The organism is Nonomuraea sp. NPDC050383, assembly GCF_044459125.1.
In the GTDB taxonomy this organism is placed as follows: Bacteria; Actinomycetota; Actinomycetes; order Streptosporangiales; family Streptosporangiaceae; genus Nonomuraea.
On record NZ_JBITIP010000006.1, the window covers coordinates 297,399 to 314,981 of the forward strand.

Annotated in this window: 14 protein-coding genes; 9 read left to right on the plus strand and 5 right to left on the minus strand. The window is 73.9% G+C overall.

Translation table 11 applies throughout. The features are described from left to right. Nucleotides 1-107: 107 nt before the first annotated feature. The 3 genes from ACIBG4_RS18105 to ACIBG4_RS18115 all read right to left on the minus strand — a co-directional run bounded on the left by ACIBG4_RS18105 (nt 108) and on the right by ACIBG4_RS18115 (nt 4,307). Complete coding sequence (locus ACIBG4_RS18105) at nt 108-239, minus strand: SapB/AmfS family lanthipeptide (protein ID WP_355442966.1); 132 nt, start codon at nt 237-239, stop codon at nt 108-110. A 3-nt stretch (nt 240-242) separates the two neighbouring features. Next, on the minus strand, nt 243-2,843 hold the full coding sequence (gene lanKC, locus ACIBG4_RS18110) for a class III lanthionine synthetase LanKC (RefSeq protein WP_397202714.1): 2,601 nt from the start codon (nt 2,841-2,843) through the stop codon (nt 243-245). Nucleotides 2,844-2,960: 117 nt separating this feature from the next. Beyond that, nucleotides 2,961-4,307 carry a sensor histidine kinase gene (locus ACIBG4_RS18115; protein ID WP_397202715.1) on the minus strand — a complete coding sequence of 449 codons (1,347 nt, stop codon included), beginning with the start codon at nt 4,305-4,307 and terminating at the stop codon, nt 2,961-2,963. Nucleotides 4,308-4,416: 109 nt separating this feature from the next. Here ACIBG4_RS18115 and ACIBG4_RS18120 point away from each other — a divergent pair, with 109 nt between their 5' ends. From ACIBG4_RS18120 to ACIBG4_RS18135, 4 genes are all read left to right on the plus strand, one after another. After that, nucleotides 4,417-5,385: an aldo/keto reductase gene (locus tag ACIBG4_RS18120; RefSeq protein ID WP_310711140.1), complete on the plus strand. Its 969-nt coding sequence runs from the start codon at nt 4,417-4,419 to the stop codon at nt 5,383-5,385. An 84-nt stretch (nt 5,386-5,469) separates the two neighbouring features. Next, on the plus strand, nt 5,470-7,152 hold the full coding sequence (polX, locus tag ACIBG4_RS18125) for a DNA polymerase/3'-5' exonuclease PolX (protein WP_397202716.1): 1,683 nt from the start codon (nt 5,470-5,472) through the stop codon (nt 7,150-7,152). Nucleotides 7,153-7,225: 73 nt separating this feature from the next. Next, complete coding sequence (locus ACIBG4_RS18130) at nt 7,226-8,188, plus strand: MBL fold metallo-hydrolase (protein ID WP_397202717.1); 963 nt, start codon at nt 7,226-7,228, stop codon at nt 8,186-8,188. 6 nt (nt 8,189-8,194) lie between these two features. Continuing rightward, a complete protein-coding gene (locus tag ACIBG4_RS18135) occupies nt 8,195-9,817 on the plus strand; it encodes an FAD-dependent monooxygenase (RefSeq protein WP_397202718.1) in 1,623 nt (540 codons plus the stop codon). Between the two features lie 95 nt (nt 9,818-9,912). Here ACIBG4_RS18135 and ACIBG4_RS18140 read toward each other — a convergent pair whose 3' ends face one another. Next, nucleotides 9,913-10,791: an NmrA/HSCARG family protein gene (locus tag ACIBG4_RS18140; protein WP_397202719.1), complete on the minus strand. Its 879-nt coding sequence runs from the start codon at nt 10,789-10,791 to the stop codon at nt 9,913-9,915. 87 nt (nt 10,792-10,878) lie between these two features. On the opposite strand from ACIBG4_RS18140, the gene ACIBG4_RS18145 reads away from it, so the two are divergent. From ACIBG4_RS18145 to ACIBG4_RS18155, 3 genes are all read left to right on the plus strand, one after another. Beyond that, a complete protein-coding gene (locus ACIBG4_RS18145; protein WP_310711145.1) occupies nt 10,879-11,463 on the plus strand; it encodes a helix-turn-helix domain-containing protein in 585 nt (194 codons plus the stop codon). 122 nt (nt 11,464-11,585) lie between these two features. Further along, on the plus strand, nt 11,586-12,620 hold the full coding sequence (locus ACIBG4_RS18150) for a sulfite oxidase (protein ID WP_397202720.1): 1,035 nt from the start codon (nt 11,586-11,588) through the stop codon (nt 12,618-12,620). A 142-nt stretch (nt 12,621-12,762) separates the two neighbouring features. Next, nucleotides 12,763-14,418, plus strand: coding sequence for a wax ester/triacylglycerol synthase domain-containing protein (locus ACIBG4_RS18155; protein ID WP_397202722.1), 1,656 nt, complete (start codon nt 12,763-12,765; stop codon nt 14,416-14,418). A gap of 78 nt (nt 14,419-14,496) precedes the next feature. On the opposite strand, the gene ACIBG4_RS18160 is transcribed toward ACIBG4_RS18155, so the two are convergent. Beyond that, the gene (locus ACIBG4_RS18160; protein ID WP_397202724.1) at nt 14,497-15,039 is read right to left on the minus strand and encodes a TetR/AcrR family transcriptional regulator; all 543 of its coding nucleotides are present in this window, start codon (nt 15,037-15,039) and stop codon (nt 14,497-14,499) included. Nucleotides 15,040-15,157: 118 nt separating this feature from the next. Here ACIBG4_RS18160 and ACIBG4_RS18165 point away from each other — a divergent pair, with 118 nt between their 5' ends. Both ACIBG4_RS18165 and ACIBG4_RS18170 read left to right on the plus strand, forming a co-directional pair. Next, nucleotides 15,158-15,856 (plus strand): TetR/AcrR family transcriptional regulator, encoded by a 699-nt coding sequence (locus ACIBG4_RS18165; RefSeq protein ID WP_397202725.1) that lies wholly within the window; start codon nt 15,158-15,160, stop codon nt 15,854-15,856. After that, nucleotides 15,853-17,577, plus strand: a complete 1,725-nt coding sequence (locus ACIBG4_RS18170; protein ID WP_397202726.1) for an MFS transporter — start codon at nt 15,853-15,855, stop codon at nt 17,575-17,577. Before ACIBG4_RS18165 ends, ACIBG4_RS18170 begins: the two co-directional genes overlap by 4 nt. Nucleotides 17,578-17,583 lie beyond the last annotated feature (6 nt).

The following is a 17,583-nucleotide window of genomic DNA, read 5'->3' on the forward strand; positions in this document are numbered from 1 at the left end:
TTCTCACAGGTCATGCGGTCTCACAAGTCATGCGGTCTCACAGGTCATGCACAGGTGAATCCCCACGCCGACGAGACGGCGGCGCGGGGATCTCGGATTGCCGCCGGTCAGTGGCAGACCGCGACACTCAGGTTGCTGGGCGCGTGGGAGTGGCAGCCCAGCACGGTGAGCGTGGAGCCGCCGCTGGCGACGTCGCTGCTCGCCGGGGACTCGAGGCCCTGCAGGTCGAGGAGAACCATGGTTTACACCTCCTTCCAGGGGTCGGGGTGACGGGGCCGCCCCTGCGGGGCCGGCTCCAGGAAGGGCAGGTGCACGGGCTGCTCGCCCAGCACCGAACCGAGCGCGAACAGGACACCGGCGGTGCCCGTCGCGAAGTCCATCGAGAGCCGCAGCAGCCGGTCGCCGGGGAAGGCGAGGCCGCCGGCGAACGGCAGCGCGTGCCACCGCAGCCCCTCGACCAGCCGGCCGGCGAACGGGTCGCGGTCCGGGAGCGCGGCGATGATCCCGGCCCGGCCGGTGAACAGCCCCGGCTGGACGTAGTAGCCGGCGCGGCCGGCGGCCCGCAGGCGGGACAGCGCGTCGGCGAGGCCGGGGTCGTCACGGTGGCCGAGGTGGCGGGCGAGTACGAGGGCGATGCCGGCCGACCCCTCGTCGAGGTACGGCAGGAGCCGCCAGCCCTGGTTCACCTGGAGCGAGCCGTCCTGGGAGGTGGCGCAGCGGCGGAGGTCCTGCCGGAGCGCGGTGTCGGCCAGGTCGAGCAGCGCCGTGTCGCCGGTGTGCTCGTAGGCGTGCAGGAACAGCAGGGCGGGGCCGCTGGAGCCGTGCATGAGGCCGGCTCTCGGGTGGTCGCCGCCGCTGGTCTCGGGGACGTCGCCCGGGCCGCCGAGCCGGTCGGCGCAGATGTCGACGGCGCGCAGGGCGGCCCGGGTCAGTTCGGGCTCGTCATGGCGGCGTCCGAGGTGGAGGAGGTTCAGCCCGATACCGGAAAGGCCGGAGGAGAGGGCGGATTCGAGGTCGTCCCACTTCTCGCGTAAGCAGACGCCGGCCAGGTCGAGGGCGTCCTGGCGGCGGCCGAGCCGGTCGAGGGCGTACGCGACGCCGTGCAGGCCGTCGTACAGGCCGAGCCCCGAACCCTGGGCGGGCCGCAGCGCGCGCTCGCGCAGCCACTCCTCGTAGGCGGGGTACCGGCCGGCGCCGGTCGCCGCGAGCGCGTACAGGACGCCTGCGGCGCCGTGGGCGAGGTTGAGGCCGCCGCCGGGGCGGAACTGGGCCACGTCGCCGGGGAACAGCCGGTCGTCCCTCTCCGGGGTGGCGGAGGCGGTGATGGCCCGGCACATCGCGTCGCGCAGCTCGGGCCAGGGCGCGCGTCCCGGCATGGGCGTGCGGTCCGGCCCAGGAGCGGCGGGCGCGGCGTCGCGGGAGACGGGCGGGGTGTCGCCGAGGATGGTGGCCGCGGCGGCGCCGACCATGTCCGCCGTCCCCGGGAAGCTCTCCGCGACCATCTCCGCGACCTGGAGGATCTTCGGCCGGTGCAGCGGCAGCATGATGGTGCACTGCGGGGCGAACAGGGCGAACCTGAGGCACGCCATCGCGTACCTGTCGACGTCCACGCCCTGCCGGTCCGGCGGCGCGGCGAACGCGGGGTGGGCCAGCGCGGCCCGCGCGCCGTCGTCGGCGAGCGTGGCGACCTCGTAGTCGATCAGCACCACGCGCCCGTCCTCCGTGAGCAGCACGTTGTCCGGGTGCAGGTCTCCGAAGACGACGCCGCGGGCGTGCAGCGCCTCGATGGCGGCCTCGACCCGGTCCAGCGTGGCGAGCGCCCAGCGGGTGTACTCGGCGACGTCCTCGGCCCGGCAGGTGGCGCGGGTGAGCGGGTAGCGGTGGACGAGGCGGCGCTGGAGCGGCGTGCCGTCGACGAACTCCATCGCGATGAAGTGGTGCTCGCCGAGCGTGAAGTGGTCGCGCAGCGCGGGCGCCGCGTCGAGGCCCGACAGGCGTTCGAGCATGTCGCGCTCGTGCGCGAGCCGGGTGACGGCGTCGCGCCCGGCGGCGTCGAGGCCGGCGTGCGGGCGCGCCTCCTTCAGCACCAGCCGCTCGCCGGTGGGGCGGTGGCGGGCCAGGTAGACGCCGCCGCCGTTGGAGAAGTGCAGGACCTGCTCGATCTCGTACGGCAGGCCGGTCGTGGTGACCGCGTTGCGGGCGGCCAGGTGGGGCTCCAGGAAGGCGGGCAGGGTCGTCCACAGCGGCACGGTGAACGTGGCCCCGCGCACGTCCGGCACGAGCCGGCCGTCGCCGTCCTCGACCGCCGGCACCCGCTCGCCGCCGCCGGACAGGCAGTGCCGCTCGGCGAACCCGCCGTAGCGCACGTAGAGCGGGCCCTCGCCGTACCTGAGGTCGCTGAGGACGTACGGACCCCGGACGCCGCGCAGCAGTTCGTGCAGCTCCTTGAGGGCGAGTTCGAGTTGCGCCTCGTCACGCGGGTAGATGGTCACGAGTTTCCCGCTGGAGGCGCGGGAGGCGGCCTTGGAATTGACCATCACGTGCACGGCCGGGCCGCGCAGGAATTTGAACGCCATTCCGCGGGGAACGCAGTAATCCCATACGGCGGCGATGGCGCGCTCGGCGTCGTCGAGGCGGGCGGAGACGTGGATCTTCCAGCCCTGCCGGGGCAGTGGAGGCTGACCGGTGGCGGCGTAGTAGCACCAGGTTCCGGTGACCATGTGGACCCAGCCCTCGGGGAGCGGCCTGCGCAGCAGGGAGAAGCCGGCCTCCTCGGCGTCGGTGTGGCCGAGGGTGTCGTAGAAACGGCTGTCCGCCAGGCAGTACAGCTCGTACTGGTCCATCCGGCGCTCCCTCCCGGTGCGGTCTGGAGTAAGACTGACGTTCCGGGTGGGTTTGCGGCTAGTAACACACGGCACCGCTAAATTGGTACAAATATAATTGCATTTGTGCGTTTTTCATCATTGGCCGGTTATACGGTCACCATTGGCCCGGGGAATGAAGGCCGAGAAGGCGAATTCGCCCCCGCGAGCGTCCGTCTCCAGCCAGCCGCCGAGCCCCGCGAGCCGCTCCGTCATGTTCCCGAGCCCGTGCCCGCCGCCGTGAGACCCGCCGCTGTGAGACCCGCCGGTGTGAGACCCGCCGCTGTGAGACCCGCCGGTGTGAGACCCGCCGCTGTGAGACCCGCCGCTGTGAGACCCGCCGGTGTGAGGACCTTCACCGTGAGGACCGCCCCCGTGCGGCCCGAGGTGGTGCCCGCTCCCGTGACGCCGCACCGGGCGGGCGCCGTCGTTCCTGATCGACAGGGTTATCAGCCGGTCCTGCTCGTCCAGCCGGATCACGCACCTCCGCGCGGCGGCGTGCCGCAGGATGTTGGTCACGCCCTCACGCAGGACGTGGACCAGCGCCTCGGCCACCTCCCCCGGGAAGTCACGGCACGACACCCGTACGTCGCAGCGCACCCCCACCGACTCCAGCAGGGCGCGCGCCGACGCCACCTCGCTCTCCAGCGACGCGTGGCTCCCGCCGTGGGCGACGGAGCGCACGTCGGAGGCGAGGGCGCGCAGCAGCACCAGGGTCTCCCCCACCTCGAACTCCGCCTTGGGGTCGCCCTCGCGGACCAGCCGCTCGACGAGCTGCGCCTTCAGCACCAGGGCGGTCAGCCGGTGCCCCACCAGGTCGTGCAGGTCGCGGGTGAAGCGCCGGCGCTCCAGGGCGACGGCCCGGCCGATGACGTCGTTACGGGCGGCCGCCAGCCAGTGCGCCCGCCCCGCGAGCGTCACCACGGCGTACTCCGCCAGCCCCAGCACCGGCGCGCCCACCGCCCAGCCCGTGTGGGCCAGCGCGCCCGGCGGCGCCCACAGCAGCACCGGGCCGCAGGCCGCGGCGAGGGCCACCAGCACCGCCGACCGGACGCGGTACGCGGTCACGAGCAGCGCGCCCGACAGCAGCCCGCACACCGGCGTCCACGCCGCCCCGAACCACGGCATCGGCAGGTACGTCAGCCACGCCTGCGCCCCGACCAGCCACCAGCCGCCCTCCCGGCGCGCCAGCACCCCCAGGACGAACCGCGCGTGCACGGCCAGCAGCGCCATCAGCACCACCGCCCCGACAGGGACCGTCAGAGCGGACCCGGCGGGGACCGTCAGAGCGGCCTGGACGGGGACCGTCAGAGCCGCCAGTCCGGCCGTCACGGCGACCCGGCCGAGCCACAACGGGGACATGGGGGTGACGACCACCGAGCGCAAGCGGGCCGCGAACCCGTTCCCCGTGCAGTACACCCGCCCCCCGCCTGCCGCCCGGTCCACGCCTCCCTCTAATCGACCCGATCGGCCGACGCCTGTAAAGCGGATGGCCTGGTTCGGACACCTTCAGGCCGTAAGCCGGGGCAAACATGCCAGTCATAGGGTTGACCCCATGGAATACACGCGACTCGGCACCACTGGCCTGAAAGTCTCCCGTATCTGCCTGGGCATGATGAGCTACGGCGACCCCGCCAAGATGGAGTGGACCCTCACCGAGGAGCAGGCGGAGCCGCTGGTGCGCCGCGCGGCCGACGCCGGTGTGACGTTCTTCGACACGGCGGACGTCTACAGCGCCGGCGAGAGCGAGGTCGTCACCGGCAACCTGCTGCGCAAGATCTTCCCCCGGCGGGAGGACTACGTGCTGGCGACCAAGGTCTACTTCCCCATGGGCGAGGGGCGCAACGACCGCGGCCTGTCGCGCAAGCACATCCACGCCTCGATCGACGACTCCCTGCGGCGGCTCGGCACCGATCACGTGGACCTCTACCAGATCCACCGCTGGGACGACGAGACGCCCATCGAGGAGACGATGGAGGCGCTGCACGACGTGGTCAAGGCCGGCAAGGCCCGCTACATCGGCGCCTCCACGATGTGGGCGTGGCAGTTCGCCAAGGCGCAGCACGTCGCCGAGGTCAACGGGTGGACCCGGTTCGTGTCGATGCAGCCGCACTACAACCTCCTCTACCGCGAGGAGGAGCGCGAGATGCTGCCGCTCTGCGCCGACCAGGGCGTGGGCGTCATCCCGTGGAGCCCGCTGGCGCGCGGCGTGCTCGCCCGTGCCGGCCAGGACGCCGCCACCGCGCGGGCCGGCTCCGACCCGCGCATCGGCTCCCTGTACGAGCCGGACGACGACCAGATCGTCATCGACCGGGTGGCGCGGATCGCCAAGGAGCGGGACCTGCCTCCCGCGCAGGTCGCGCTCGCCTGGGTGCTCCAGCAGCCGGCGGTGACGGCCCCGATCGTGGGCGCCACCAAGGAGCGGCACGTGGACGACGCGGTCGCCGCGGTGGACGTCCGGCTGACGGAGGAGGAGCTCACCTTCCTCACCGAGCCGTACCGGCCGCGCGTGGTCCGCTTCTGACGGTCGTCACCCGCTCCTGGCGGCGTCCGCCGGGAGCGGCCGGGCGGGGCCGGAAGTGTCGGTGGCGGCTTCTAAGCTTTGGCCATGGCACGTGCTAACGAGGAAGCGGCGGCGGCGCTGCAGGAGTACGCCGAGCTGTTCGCGCTGACCGGCGGTGACGCCTTCCGGGTGCGCAGCTACCAGAAGGCCGCCAAGGCCATCGCCGGCTTCCCCGAGGACATCTCGGCGACCGACGTGCGCGGCGTCCCGGGCGTCGGCGAGGCGATCGCGAAGAAGATGGAGGAGTTCCTGCTGCGCGGGAGCTTCCGGCAGCTCGACGACCTGCGCGGGCGGGTGCCCGAAGGGGTCCGGCGGCTGACGCGGGTGCCGTCGCTGGGACCGAAGACCGCGATCATGCTGTTCGAGGACTACGGCATCGACTCCCCCGCCGCGCTGGGCGAGGCGATCGCGGCGGGCCGGCTCGACGGCGTCAAGGGCCTCGGCGCCAAGACCCTGGCCAACCTCGCCAAGGGCGTCGAGCAGATCGAGCAGGCGGGCCGCCGGGTCCACATCGGCGTCGCCATGTCGCTGGCCGAGCAGGTGATGGCCTCCCTGACGGCCGAGCGCGTCGCCTACGCCGGATCGCTGCGCCGCATGAAGGACACGATCGGCGACATCGACATCCTCGCCGTGGCACCCGAATCGATCATGGAGGAGTTCCGGGCGCAGCCGTACGTCGCGGAGGTGATCGCGGCCGGCGACAAGAAGACGTCGATCCGCACCACCTCCGGCGTGCAGGTCGACCTGCGGGTGGTGCCCGCGGCCTCGTGGGGCGCCGCCCTGCAGTACTTCACCGGCTCCAAGGAGCACAACGTCGCGATCCGCGAGATGGCGGTCAAGAAGGGCTGGAAGCTGTCGGAGTACGGCCTGTTCGAGGGCGAGCGGGTGATCGCCGCCGAGTCCGAGGAGGACATCTACGCCGCGCTCGGCATGCAGTACGTCCCGCCGCCCATGCGCGAGGACGGCGGCGAGGTGCGGGCGGCGCTGCGCGGCGAGCTGCCCGAGCTGGTGCGGCTGGCGGACCTGCGCGGCGACCTGCACACCCACACCGACCTGACCGACGGCATCGCCTCGCTGGAGGACATGGTGGCCGCCGCCGAGGCGCGCGGCTACTCCTACTACGCGGTCACCGACCACGCGCCCGACCTGGCCATGCAGCGCATGACGCTCGACAAGGCGCTGGAGCAGCGCGAGCGGCTGGCCAAGCTGCAGGAGCGGCACCCGGGCATGCGGCTGCTGCACGGCAGCGAGCTCAACATCGCGCCCGACGGCTCGGTCGACTGGCCCGCCGAGGTGCTGCGGGAGTTCGACGTGTGCGTGGCCTCCGTGCACTCCCACTTCGGCATGCCGCGCGACGAGATGACCCGCCGCTTCATCGCCGCCTGCGAGAACCCGTACGTCGACATCATCGGCCACCCCACCACCCGCAAGATCGGCAAGCGTGACCCGGTCGACGCCGACTGGGACGCGATCTTCCGCGCCGCCGCCCGCACGGGCACGGCCATGGAGATCGACTCCTACCCCGACCGCTCCGACCTTCCGTCCGACCTGGTGCGGCTGGCCAAGCACCACGGGGTGAAGTTCTCCATCGACAGCGACTCCCACGCCATCCCGCACCTGGCCCACCAGCGGTTCGGCGTCGGCATCGCGCAGCGGGCCTGGCTCACCACCGACGACGTCATCAACACCTGGCCGCTGGAGCGGCTCCGGGCCTTCCTGCGGCCCTGACGCCTTCCCGGGTTTCCCGGGGCTCCCGGCGTAAGGTGGGAACGACCCTGTCCTCGCGGCGTGTGGGGGGCTCATGACGGCGAAGGCGTTCGCCTCGTCGGCCGACCTGGCCGACCAGCGGCAGACCCTGGACGTGCTCGCGGACGGCGTGTACGCGTTCACCGCCGAGGGCGACCCCAACGCCGGCGCGATCGAGGGCGAGGACTTCCTCGTCTGCTTCGAGGCGCTGGCGACACCCGTGGCGGCGCGTGAGTGGCTGACCCGGCTGCGCGAGCACACCGACAAGCCGGTGCGCTACCTCGTGCTGTCGCACTACCACGCCGTGCGGGTGCTGGGCGCGAGCGCGTTCGGCGCCGACGTCGTCGTGGCGCACGACAAGACGCGGGAGCTGGTCGCCGAGCGCGGCAAGGAGGACTGGGAGTCAGAGCTCGGGCGGATGCCGCGCCTGTTCAAGGAGCCTGACAGCATCCCCGGGCTGACGTGGCCGACGCTGACCTTCTCCGACCGGCTCACGATCGACCTCGGCGGCGGGCGGGGCGACCTGGTGCTGTGGCACTGCGGGCGCGGCCACACCGAGGGCGACCTGGTGGCCTGGCTGCCCGAGCGGCGCATCCTGTTCGCCGGCGACCTGGTGGAGGCCCAGGCCGCCCTCTACACCGGCGACGCCTTCCACCGCGACTGGGCCACCGGCACGCTCGACCGGATCGCCGGGCTGGGCGCCGAGACGCTGGTCGGCGGGCGCGGCGCGGTGGCCTGGGGCCGGGAGGCGGTGGACGCGGCCATCGCGCAGACCCGGATGTTCCTGGAGGTCATGATCCGCGAGGTGGGCGCCGTGCGCGACGCGGGCGGGACGCTCAGGCAGGCGTTCGAGGCGGTGCGCGAGCGGCTCGCGCCCCGGTTCGGCGGGTGGCCGATCTTCGAGCACTGCCTGCCGTTCGACGTGTCGCGGCTGTGGGACGAGCTGTCCGGCGTCGAGCGCCCGCGCGTCTGGACGGCGGCCCGCGACCGCGAGGTCTGGGCCCTCCTCCAGGGCTGAGCGACGATGCCGCCGGACCCGTTCCCCGGCCCCCCGCCGCCGGCCGGGCCGCTTCCCGTGGTCGTGATCGGGGCAGGGCCGGTGGGGCAGACGGCGGCGCTGCTGCTGGCCCGCTGGGGGCTGCCCGTCGTCGTCCTGGACCGGCGTCCCGGCCGCGATCCGGCCGGGTCGAGGTCGATCTGCCAGCAGCGGGACGTGCTCGACGTGTGGGAGGCGGCCGACTGCGGCGCCATCACCGCCGAGGGGCTGACCTGGACCACCGCGCGCACCTACTACCAGGGCCGGGAGCTGTTCGCCTGGAGTTTCGACCCGGGCCGCTCGCCGCTGCCGCCGTTCGTGAACATCTCACAGGCCCGCACCGAGGAGCTGCTGGACGAGCGGATCGCCGCCACGCCGCTGATCGACGTGCGATGGGGGCACGAGGTGGTCGCCTTCCCGCCCGACGCGGACGGGGTGACCGCGCGGTGCGCGAACGGCGCCGAGGTGCGGGGCTCGCACGCGGTCGCCTGCGCCGGAGCCCACGGCGGGCTCGTACGGGCCGCGCTGGGGGTGTCGTTCGACGGGGAGACGTTCGACGAGCGGTTCCTCATCTGCGACGTCCGCGCCGAGCTGCCCGGCTGGGAGCGGGAGCGCCGCTTCCACTTCGACCCCGCCTGGAACCCCGGCCGCCAGGTCCTCGTCCATCCGTGCCCGGGATCGACGTACCGCATCGACTGGCAGGTGCCGCCGGACTTCGATCTCGCGGCCGAGGAGGCGTCGGGCGGGCTGGACCGGCGGATCAGGCAGGTCGTGGGCGAGCGGCCGTACGAGCTGGTGTGGCGGACCGTGTACCGGTTCCACTCGCGGGTGGCGGACCGGATGCGGGCGGGGCGGGTGCTGCTGGCGGGCGACTGCGCTCACCTGGTGGCGCCGTTCGGCGCACGCGGGCTGAACTCCGGGGTGCCGGACGCGGAGAACGCCGCGTGGAAGATCGCCTTCGTACGGCACGGGTGGGCGCCGGAGGAGCTGCTGGGGACGTACGAGACGGAGCGGCGTGCGGCGGCGCTGGAGAACCTGGAGGTGACGGCGGCGACGATGCGCTTCCTCGCGCCGCGCACCGAGGCCGGGTGGGCACGCCGCCGCGAGATCCTCGATCGTGCCGCCTCGGCCCGCTCCCCGGAGAGGGTCTCGGCGGTGGACTCGGGACGGTTCGCGGAGCCGTTCTGGTATCTCGACTCGCCGCTGACGACGCCCGCTCCCGGGCGGACGTTCACCGGACGGCCGGCGAGGGGCGAGTCCGCCTCGCCGGTCCCCGGCGGGATCGTGCCCGACGCGCCCGTGTCCGTCCGGGGACGGCCGGAGGTGACCAGGTTGCGGCAGGTGTGCCGTGACGGGTTGCTCGTGCTGCTCGCCGAGGGGCTCGACCGTGAGGCGCTCGGCACGGCGGTGGTCCGCGCGGTCCGGGCGCCGGTCACGGTGCTGGCCCTGGACGAGATCGACCCGGGCGGCGACGTGCGTGAGGCGCTGGGGGCGAGGCCGGGCGAGGCGTGGCTGATCCGTCCGGACGCCCACATCGCCGCCGTCCTCACCGGCCCGACCCTGCCCGCCCTGACCCGCGCCGCCCGCCGCGCCCTCGGCCATCCGTCGTAGCCCACGCGAGGGGCCCGGCCCGGCGCCCGCCGCCGCCCTCGGCCACCGCCGTCCCGCCTGCTCCCGGCGGGAAGCCCGGTCCGGCCGTACGAGGGTCAGGAGCCGGCGAGCAGGGCGGCGAACAGCGCCTTGCCCTCGCGGTCCAGCCACGTCTCGAAGCTCATCAGCCCCGGGTGCAGGGCCCGCAGCGCCGGGATGTCCGCGGCCCAGGCCCCGAACGACTCCGTCTCCAGGTGGGACGCCCCGAGCCCGAGTGCCGCGCGCCGTTCCTCGGGGATGGGGTCGGTGTTGACGGGATGGCCGGTGGCGCGGGTGATGGCGGCCGCCAGGTCGTCGCGGGTCAGCTCGTCGCCGGCCAGCTCCAGCGCCTCACCCAGGTAGCGGTCCGGGTCGGTGAAGGCCAGCGCGGCGAACGCGCCGATGTCGGCGACGGCGATGAGCTGGACCCTCGCCTTGGGCGGGATGATCCGCATGAGCGCGGTCTCACCGGTCACGCCGAAGCCCGGCCGGGTGTGGTTCTCCATGAACATGACGGGGCGCAGGATCGTGGCCGGCAGGCCGAGCGCCCTGATGTGCTGCTCGATCTCCCACTTGGTGTTCCAGGTGGCGATGCCGGTGTCCCGGTCGGCGCTGCCGACGGAGGTGTAGACGAGGTGCCGCACACCGGCCTCGTGCGCGGCGTCGGCCACGTTGACGCCGAGCCGTACCTCCTCGGCGACGCCGTGCGGCGGGCCGGCGGCCGGTTGCACGCTGAACACCCCGTAGGCGCCGCGCACCGCCTCCGCCAGCGACTCGCGGTCGCCCATGTCGCCGGGCACGAGCTCGGCGCCGGCCTTCGCCAGCAGCCGGGCCGCCGGGGCGCCCGGGTCGCGTACCAGGGCTCTGACGTGCCAGCCCTTCGCCAGCAGGGCACGTGCGGTGGCGCCGCCCTGCTGGCCCGTCGCGCCGGTGACGAGCACGGTCCGTCCGGTCATGGTGTCTCCTTGGTAGATTATGCGGAGCGATGCTCCGGAACATACGGAGCACTGCTCCGGTTGTCAACACCGAAGGAGACCCCCGCCGTGCCCGAGGCGCTTCGCGCGGACGCCCGCCACAACCACGACCAGCTCCTGACCGCCGCCCGCGCGGCCTTCGCCGAGCACGGCACGGAGGCGTCGCTGCGCGACATCGCCCGGCGCGCCGGCGTGGGGATCGGCACCCTCTACCGGCACTTCCCGACGCGCGAGGCGCTGCTCCAGGCGCTCATGCGCGACCGCTTCGACGGTCTGGCCCGGCGGGCCGCCGACCTGCTCGCCGAGCCGTCGCCGCGCGACGCCCTCGCCACCTGGCTCGCGGAGGTGGCGGCCGGATCGGCGACGTACCGGGGCCTGCCGGAGTCGGTCATGGCGGCGTTGCGCGACGAGGAGTCGGAGCTGCACGCCTCGTGCGCGGCGATGCGGGCGGCCGGCTCCCAGCTGCTGGAACGCGCCCAGACGCGGGGCGGCGTACGGCACGACGTCACCACGGAGGAGCTGCTGGCGATCGCGGCCGGCATGGCGTGGGCGGGCGAGCAGTCGCCGGGGCGGCCGGAGCTGGCGCGGCGCCTGCTGTCCCTCGCCATGACGGGTATATCCCAGACGGAGGACCCGCCGGAGAGGGCCCGCTGACGGCCCTCGCCACGACCGAGCCGTTACGGGGCGGCCAGTGGATCAGAACCGGTCGATATGATTACATGGTTTTCCAGTAGGAAATAAAGATTAACGGAGGTGGTGGCCCCGTGAAGCAGGCCGTGACAACGATCGTCAAGCCCTTGCCGGACCACCTGTTCCGGCTGCACGACGGCAACGCGGAGATGCGCTGGGAAGCCATGGCCGGCGCGGGCTACCACACGCCGACCGACCGGTTCTTCGTGCGCAACCACACCGTCACCCCGCTGATCGACGCCTCCACGTGGCGGCTGCGCCTGCACGGCCCCGGCGTGCGATGTCCCGGCTCGTACACCTATCCGCAACTGCTCGCCATGCCCTCGCGGACCATCGACACCGCGATCGAGTGCGCCGGGAACGGCCGCAGCCTCTACGACACCCAGCAGCGCGAGCCGGCCCCCGGGGCGCAGTGGGGGCTCGGCGCGATCGGGGTGGCGCGCTGGCGCGGCGTGCCCCTGTCGTACCTCCTGCGGGAGGCCGGCCTGCGGCCCGAGGCCGTGGACGTGGTGGCGCGGGGGCTGGACGCGCCGTTCGAGGACCACGGCCGGGTACGCAGGCCGCTGCCCGCCGGCAAGGCCATGGACGACGTGATAGTCGCCTACGAAATGAACGGCGAACCGCTTCCGCCCGATCACGGATTTCCGGCGCGGCTGGTGGTCCCGGGATGGGCGGGAATTGCGTCCATCAAATGGCTCGGCGATCTGGAGGTCGCCACCGAGGAGATCTTCACCCCCTGGAACACCCTGTTCTACCGCGATATCACCACGCAGCCGGTCAAGAGCGCTTTCGAACTCCCCTGGGACGCCGTGCTCCCCCTCGGCGTCCCGCACACCCTGCACGGGCGGTCATGGTCGGGGCGCGGCCGGATCACCCGCGTGGAGGTGAGCCTCGACGGGGGCGGCAGCTGGTGCCCGGCCCAGCATCACGGCCGCCGCCTGGTCAGCGCCTGGCTGCCGTGGCACGTCCAGTGGGCGCCCCGTACCCCCGGGCGGCACGTCCTCATGGCGCGCGCCACCGACGAGACCGGCGCGACACAGCCGCTGGTCACTCCGCGTCACCCCTTCGGCTATCACTTCGACGCCGTCGTGCAACACCCGATTCATGTTGTCAGCAGATAGGAAAATGTCACCGATCCATGCTGAGCTGCGCATTCCCGAATGGTCTGCCCGGGTACGGTGAATTCATCTGAAAGACTCGCGCGGAAACCCATCCGAAATCGGTCCGTGTGACGCTGACCACACGAGACCATAAGGAGCCACGATGCGCCAGTTGACCGCACTCGACGCCCAGTTCCTCAACGTCGAGTCCGCGACCACCGCCGCGCACGTGGCGGGGCTGGCCATCCTCGATCCGGCGGACGGCGCGGTCAACCGCGACGCCCTGGCCGAGCTGCTCCTCGAACGCGTCCACCTGTCCCCCGCCCTCAGCCTCCGGATCGCGCCGGTGCCGTTCGGCCTCGACCATCCGTACTGGGCGGCGGATCCCGGGTTCGACCTCGGCAACCACCTGTTCGAGACCGCGCTGCCGGATCCGGGCGACCAGCGGCAGCTCGCCGACGAGGTGGCGCGCATCCACGCCCGGCGGCTCGACCGGGCCCACCCGCTGTGGGAGATGCACCTCATCCACAGGCTGGCGGGTGGGCTGGTCGCGGTGTACACGAAGGTGCACCACGCGGCCATCGACGGCGTCTCGGGCGCGGAGACGCTCGCCGCCCTCCTCGACCTCGCCCCAGGCGGCCGCCGCCCCGCCGCCCCGCCTTCCGGCGCGTCGCGGACGGCCTCGTCCGGGGGTACGGCACGGTCCGCCACGACCGGGGCGCGGGCGAGCGGCGGCGCGTCGCGGGCGGCGTCGTCGGGTGCGACGCTGCGGGCCGTCCCCACCGTCGTCCCCGTGACCGGCTCCGAGGAGACCTGCCTCGCTCCGCCCGGCGAGACGCCCGCCCCGGCCCCGGGCCCCCTCCCCACAGCGTCGAACGCCGGTCAGGAAGGCGGGGAGGAGCCCGGCCTGGCGCGGATGCTCGCCGCCGCCGCCGTGCGCTCCGCCACGCAACCCGTTCGCGCCGTGCGGGCCGCCGTCCGCGCGGCCGGCGACCTCGACGCGATCCCCCTGGTCTCCAGTGTCCCGGGCGCCGGGCTGATCGCCAGGGCGGCCAGGCTCGTGGCACGGGACCGGCACCACCGGCCGGAGGTCCCCCGTCTGGTGGCCCCGCGCACCCCGTTCAACGGCCCGGTCGGCGCCGAGCGGCGCGTGTCGTTCGGCTCGGTCCCGCTCAAGGACGTCAAGAGCGTCGCCAAGGCCAACGGCATCAGCGTCAACGACGTCGTCATGACCCTGTGCGCCTCGGCGCTGCGCGCGTGGCTGGTGGAGCGGGACGCGCTGCCCGCGGAGCCGCTGGTCGCCGCCGTCCCCGTCGCGGTCCGTACGGGGGGCGCCCGGCAGCTCGTCGGCAACCAGATCTCGGCGATGGTCGCCCCCCTCCCCACGCACGTCGCCGGCGCCCGCGACCGGCTGCGCGAGACGGGGGCCGCGATGCGGGCGGCCAAGCGCCGGTTCGCCGAGGCGCCGGCCTCCTGGCCGGCGGACCTGTGCTCGCTGCTGCCCGCCCCGCTCACGAGCCTGGCGACGCCGGCGCTCTTCCGGCTGGCGTCGGTGGCGTTCCCGCCCATCAACATCATCATCAGCAACGTGCCCGGCCCGCAGTTCCCGCTGTACCTGTGCGGGGGGCGGGTGCTGTCGTACTACCCGCTGTCGGTGGTGTCCGACGTGAGCGGCGGCCTCAACATCACGTGCTTCTCGTACGACGGCATGCTGGACTTCGGCGTCGTCGCCTGCCCGGAGCGCGCGGACGACGTATGGGGCATGCTCGACCACCTGCGCGCGGCGCTCGACGAGCTGCTGGCGCTCGACGCCGAGTGACCCCACGGCCCGGCACCGCACCGCGACCCGGCACCCCGCCCCCGCACCGGGCCAGGCCGGGGCCGGGCCAGGGCCGGGTCAGGCCAGCGAATGGGCGATCAGCTCGGCCACGGCGTCCGGGTCGAGCTGGTGGCCGGTGAGCTGGCAGAGCGTCTCCTGGTAGAGCAGGACGGCGGCGAACGTGGCCGCCGCCACCTCCAGCCGCGCCGCGTCGCCGCGCGCGCCCGGCAGCGCCAGCTCCAGCGCGAACCTGGCGCGCCGGATCAGCTCCCCGTTCAGGCGGCCGAGCCGCTCCCGTACGGAGCCGTGGGTGTCGGCCTCGCGGAACAGGATGCGCCGCATCGCCGGTGAGGCCAGCAGCGGCAGCCCGCGCGCCAGCCGGGACAGCGTGCCGGCCGGGTCGCCGGGGACCGCGTCGACGTCGCGCCCCTCCTCGACGATCGTCCGCTCGTCCACCAGCGCGACCAGCACGTCGATCTTGCGCGGGAAGTAATGGAAGACCAGTCCCTTCGGCACCTGGGCCAGCCGGGCGATGACGGAGGTCGGGGTGGCCTCGTAGCCGCCGCCGGCGAACAGCTCCTCCGCCGCGTCCAGGATGCGCTTGCGCGCGTCACCGCTCACCACAGCCGCACCTTAAGCCCCCGCCCGCTCGCCCCGCCATCCCGCCGGAGGGAGACCCTTGTCGTAAGACAAGCATGTATCGTTTGCGACAATGATGTCTCATCCGTTGTGAGGATCCATGAGCCGGGACCAGATCATGAGCGCGGCCATCCGGCACCTGAACGCGGACCCGGCCGCCTCCATGGCGCAGATCGCCGAGGCCGCCGGGGTGAGCCGGGCCACGCTGCACAGGCACTTCAGCAGCCGCGAGGACCTGATGGTCTCGCTCGGCCACCGGGCGCGGGAGCGCTGGGCCGACGCCCAGACGGCCGCCGGCGTCACCGAGGCGGTGGCCTCCGGCGAACCGGCACGACTGGAACGCGCCCTCCACGCCCTGCTCACCGCCCTGGTCGGCATCGCCGACGAGTACGGGTTCGGCCTCGCCGACCACGCCCTGGTCACCCATCCCGAGCTGCTGCGCCGTTTCGAGGAGCTGGAAGAGCGCGAGGTCGCGCTCTACACCGCCGCCCAGCGGGCGGGGCTGCTGCGCGCGGACCTGCCGGCGCGCTGGCTGAGCAGCGCGGTGTTCGGCCTGCTGGTGGCCGCGCGGGAGAGCCTGAGGCGCGGCGACATCGCGCGCCGTGAGGTGCCACGCCTGCTCCTCGGCACGTTCCTCGACGGCACCGCCGCCCGCCCCACCGAAGATCCCCCTCCCACCGACGCCCCCACCGCCGGGCACGCCCCCGGGGACCCGGACGTGGACACGTGCGGGGACCCGGACGGCGGGCCCGCCTTCGGGAACGGTGACGGCGGGCGCGTGCGGCGGGCGGGGCGATGACGTCCGACGCCCACCCGGGCTCGGGGCGGCGGCGGTGGGCCGGGCTGGTGGTGCTGTCCGTCAGCGTGCTCGTCGTCGTCATGGACATGACCGTCCTCAACGTGGCCCTTCCCGCCATGACCGAGGATCTGCGGCCGGACGCGATCCAGGTGCTGTGGATCGTGGACGTCTACGCGCTCGTGCTGGCGGGTCTGCTGGTCACGCTGGGGGCCCTGGGCGACCGGTGGGGACGCAAGCGGCTGCTGCTGAGCGGGTTCGCCGTCTTCGGGGCGGCGTCCGCCGCCGTGCTCACCGCTGACGGCCCGGAGGCGGTGATCGCGGTTCGGGCGCTGCTGGGCGTGGGCGGCGCGATGGTCATGCCGTCCACCCTGTCCATGATCCGCCACCTGTTCCCCGACCCGCGCGAGCGCGCCACCGCGCTCGGCGTCTGGACGGCCATGGCGGCCGTGGGCGGCGCGCTGGGCCCGGTGCTCGGCGGGCTGCTGCTGGAGCAGTTGAGCTGGCGGTCGGCGTTCCTGGTGAACGTGCCGGTCATGGTCGTGGCGGTCGTCGCCGGGTGGTTCGTGCTGCCCGAGTCGCGCAACCCCGCGCCGGGCCGCTGGGACCTGCTCGGCGCGGTCCTGTCGACCACCGGCATGGTGGCGCTCGTCTACGCCGTCAAGCAGGCCGTCAGGCACGCCGGCGCGGACGGCGGCGGCCCCGGCGGGGCCGGCGGAGTGGGCGGGGTCGGCGGGCTTGGCGAGCTCGGCGGGCTTGGCGAGCTCGGCGGGCTTGGCGGGCTTGGCGGTGCGACGCTGACGGCGGCGGGGTTCGCGGTGGTGGCTCTGGGCTGGTTCGTCGCGCGCTGCCTGCGCCGGCCGGAGCCGCTGCTGGAGATCCGGCTGTTCCGGGGCAGGGCGTTCTCGGCGGGCGTGGCGGCGGCGCTCGCCACGTCGATCGCGATGGCGGGGACGCTGCTGCTCCTGGCGCAGTGGTTACAGCTCGTGCAGGGGTACTCGCCGCTGGAGTCGGGGGTGCGGCTGCTGCCCGCCGCCCTGGCGGCCCTGGTCGCCGCGCCTCTGGCCCCCCGGCTGGCGGTCGTGGCGGGGGCGCGGGCGGTGCTGGCGGGCGGGCTGGCCGTGTCGGGGGCGGGATTCCTGGTGGTGTCCGTGGCGCCGCAGCCGCTGGGCTATCCGGCGGTCGCGGCGGCGCTGCTGCTGATCGGCTTCGGCCAAGGAGCGCTGGCGATCTCCTCGGCGGTCGTCATGGCCGGCGCGCCGGCGGAGAAGTCGGGCAGCGCGGCGGCCATCGAGGAGACGTCCTACGAGGTGGGCGGGGTGCTCGGGGTGGCCGTCCTGGGTAGCGTCGCGGCGGCGGTGTACCGTGCCGAGCTGCCGGCCGAGGCCATGGGCGGGACCACGGGCGAGGTCCCGGGCGACACCGGCAGCGAGGTCGTGGGCGAGAGCGCGGACCCGGTACCGGGCGAGAGCGCGGGCCCGGTACCGGAGGGGATGCCCGGCGAGACGGCGGGTGAGGTCGTGCGGGAGTCGCTGGGTGGGGCGCTGGACGTGGCGCGGGAGCTCGGCGCGGCGGGTGCGGAGCTGGCGGCGCAGGCCAAGGCGGCGTTCACCGCTTCGCTGGCGGTGACCTGCGGGGCCGGGGCGCTGCTGATGATCGTCGCGGCGGCGGCCGCCTGGCTCCTCACCCCCTCCGGCCTCGACCTCTCCAGAAACCACCACTGACCCGGG

Excerpts from the sequence above, each read along its gene's own strand:
- ACIBG4_RS18135 (WP_397202718.1), top strand. The coding sequence starts at position 8,195 with ATGCCGCCGGACCCGTTCCCCGGCCCCCCGCCGCCGGCCGGGCCGCTT.
- ACIBG4_RS18165 (WP_397202725.1), top strand. The coding sequence starts at position 15,158 with ATGAGCCGGGACCAGATCATGAGCGCGGCCATCCGGCACCTGAACGCG.
- ACIBG4_RS18105 (WP_355442966.1), bottom strand. The coding sequence starts at position 239 with ATGGTTCTCCTCGACCTGCAGGGCCTCGAGTCCCCGGCGAGCAGCGAC.
- ACIBG4_RS18130 (WP_397202717.1), top strand. The coding sequence starts at position 7,226 with ATGACGGCGAAGGCGTTCGCCTCGTCGGCCGACCTGGCCGACCAGCGG.
- lanKC (WP_397202714.1), bottom strand. The coding sequence starts at position 2,843 with ATGGACCAGTACGAGCTGTACTGCCTGGCGGACAGCCGTTTCTACGAC.
- ACIBG4_RS18155 (WP_397202722.1), top strand. The coding sequence starts at position 12,763 with ATGCGCCAGTTGACCGCACTCGACGCCCAGTTCCTCAACGTCGAGTCC.
- ACIBG4_RS18170 (WP_397202726.1), top strand. The coding sequence starts at position 15,853 with ATGACGTCCGACGCCCACCCGGGCTCGGGGCGGCGGCGGTGGGCCGGG.
- ACIBG4_RS18120 (WP_310711140.1), top strand. The coding sequence starts at position 4,417 with ATGGAATACACGCGACTCGGCACCACTGGCCTGAAAGTCTCCCGTATC.
- ACIBG4_RS18140 (WP_397202719.1), bottom strand. The coding sequence starts at position 10,791 with ATGACCGGACGGACCGTGCTCGTCACCGGCGCGACGGGCCAGCAGGGC.
- polX (WP_397202716.1), top strand. The coding sequence starts at position 5,470 with ATGGCACGTGCTAACGAGGAAGCGGCGGCGGCGCTGCAGGAGTACGCC.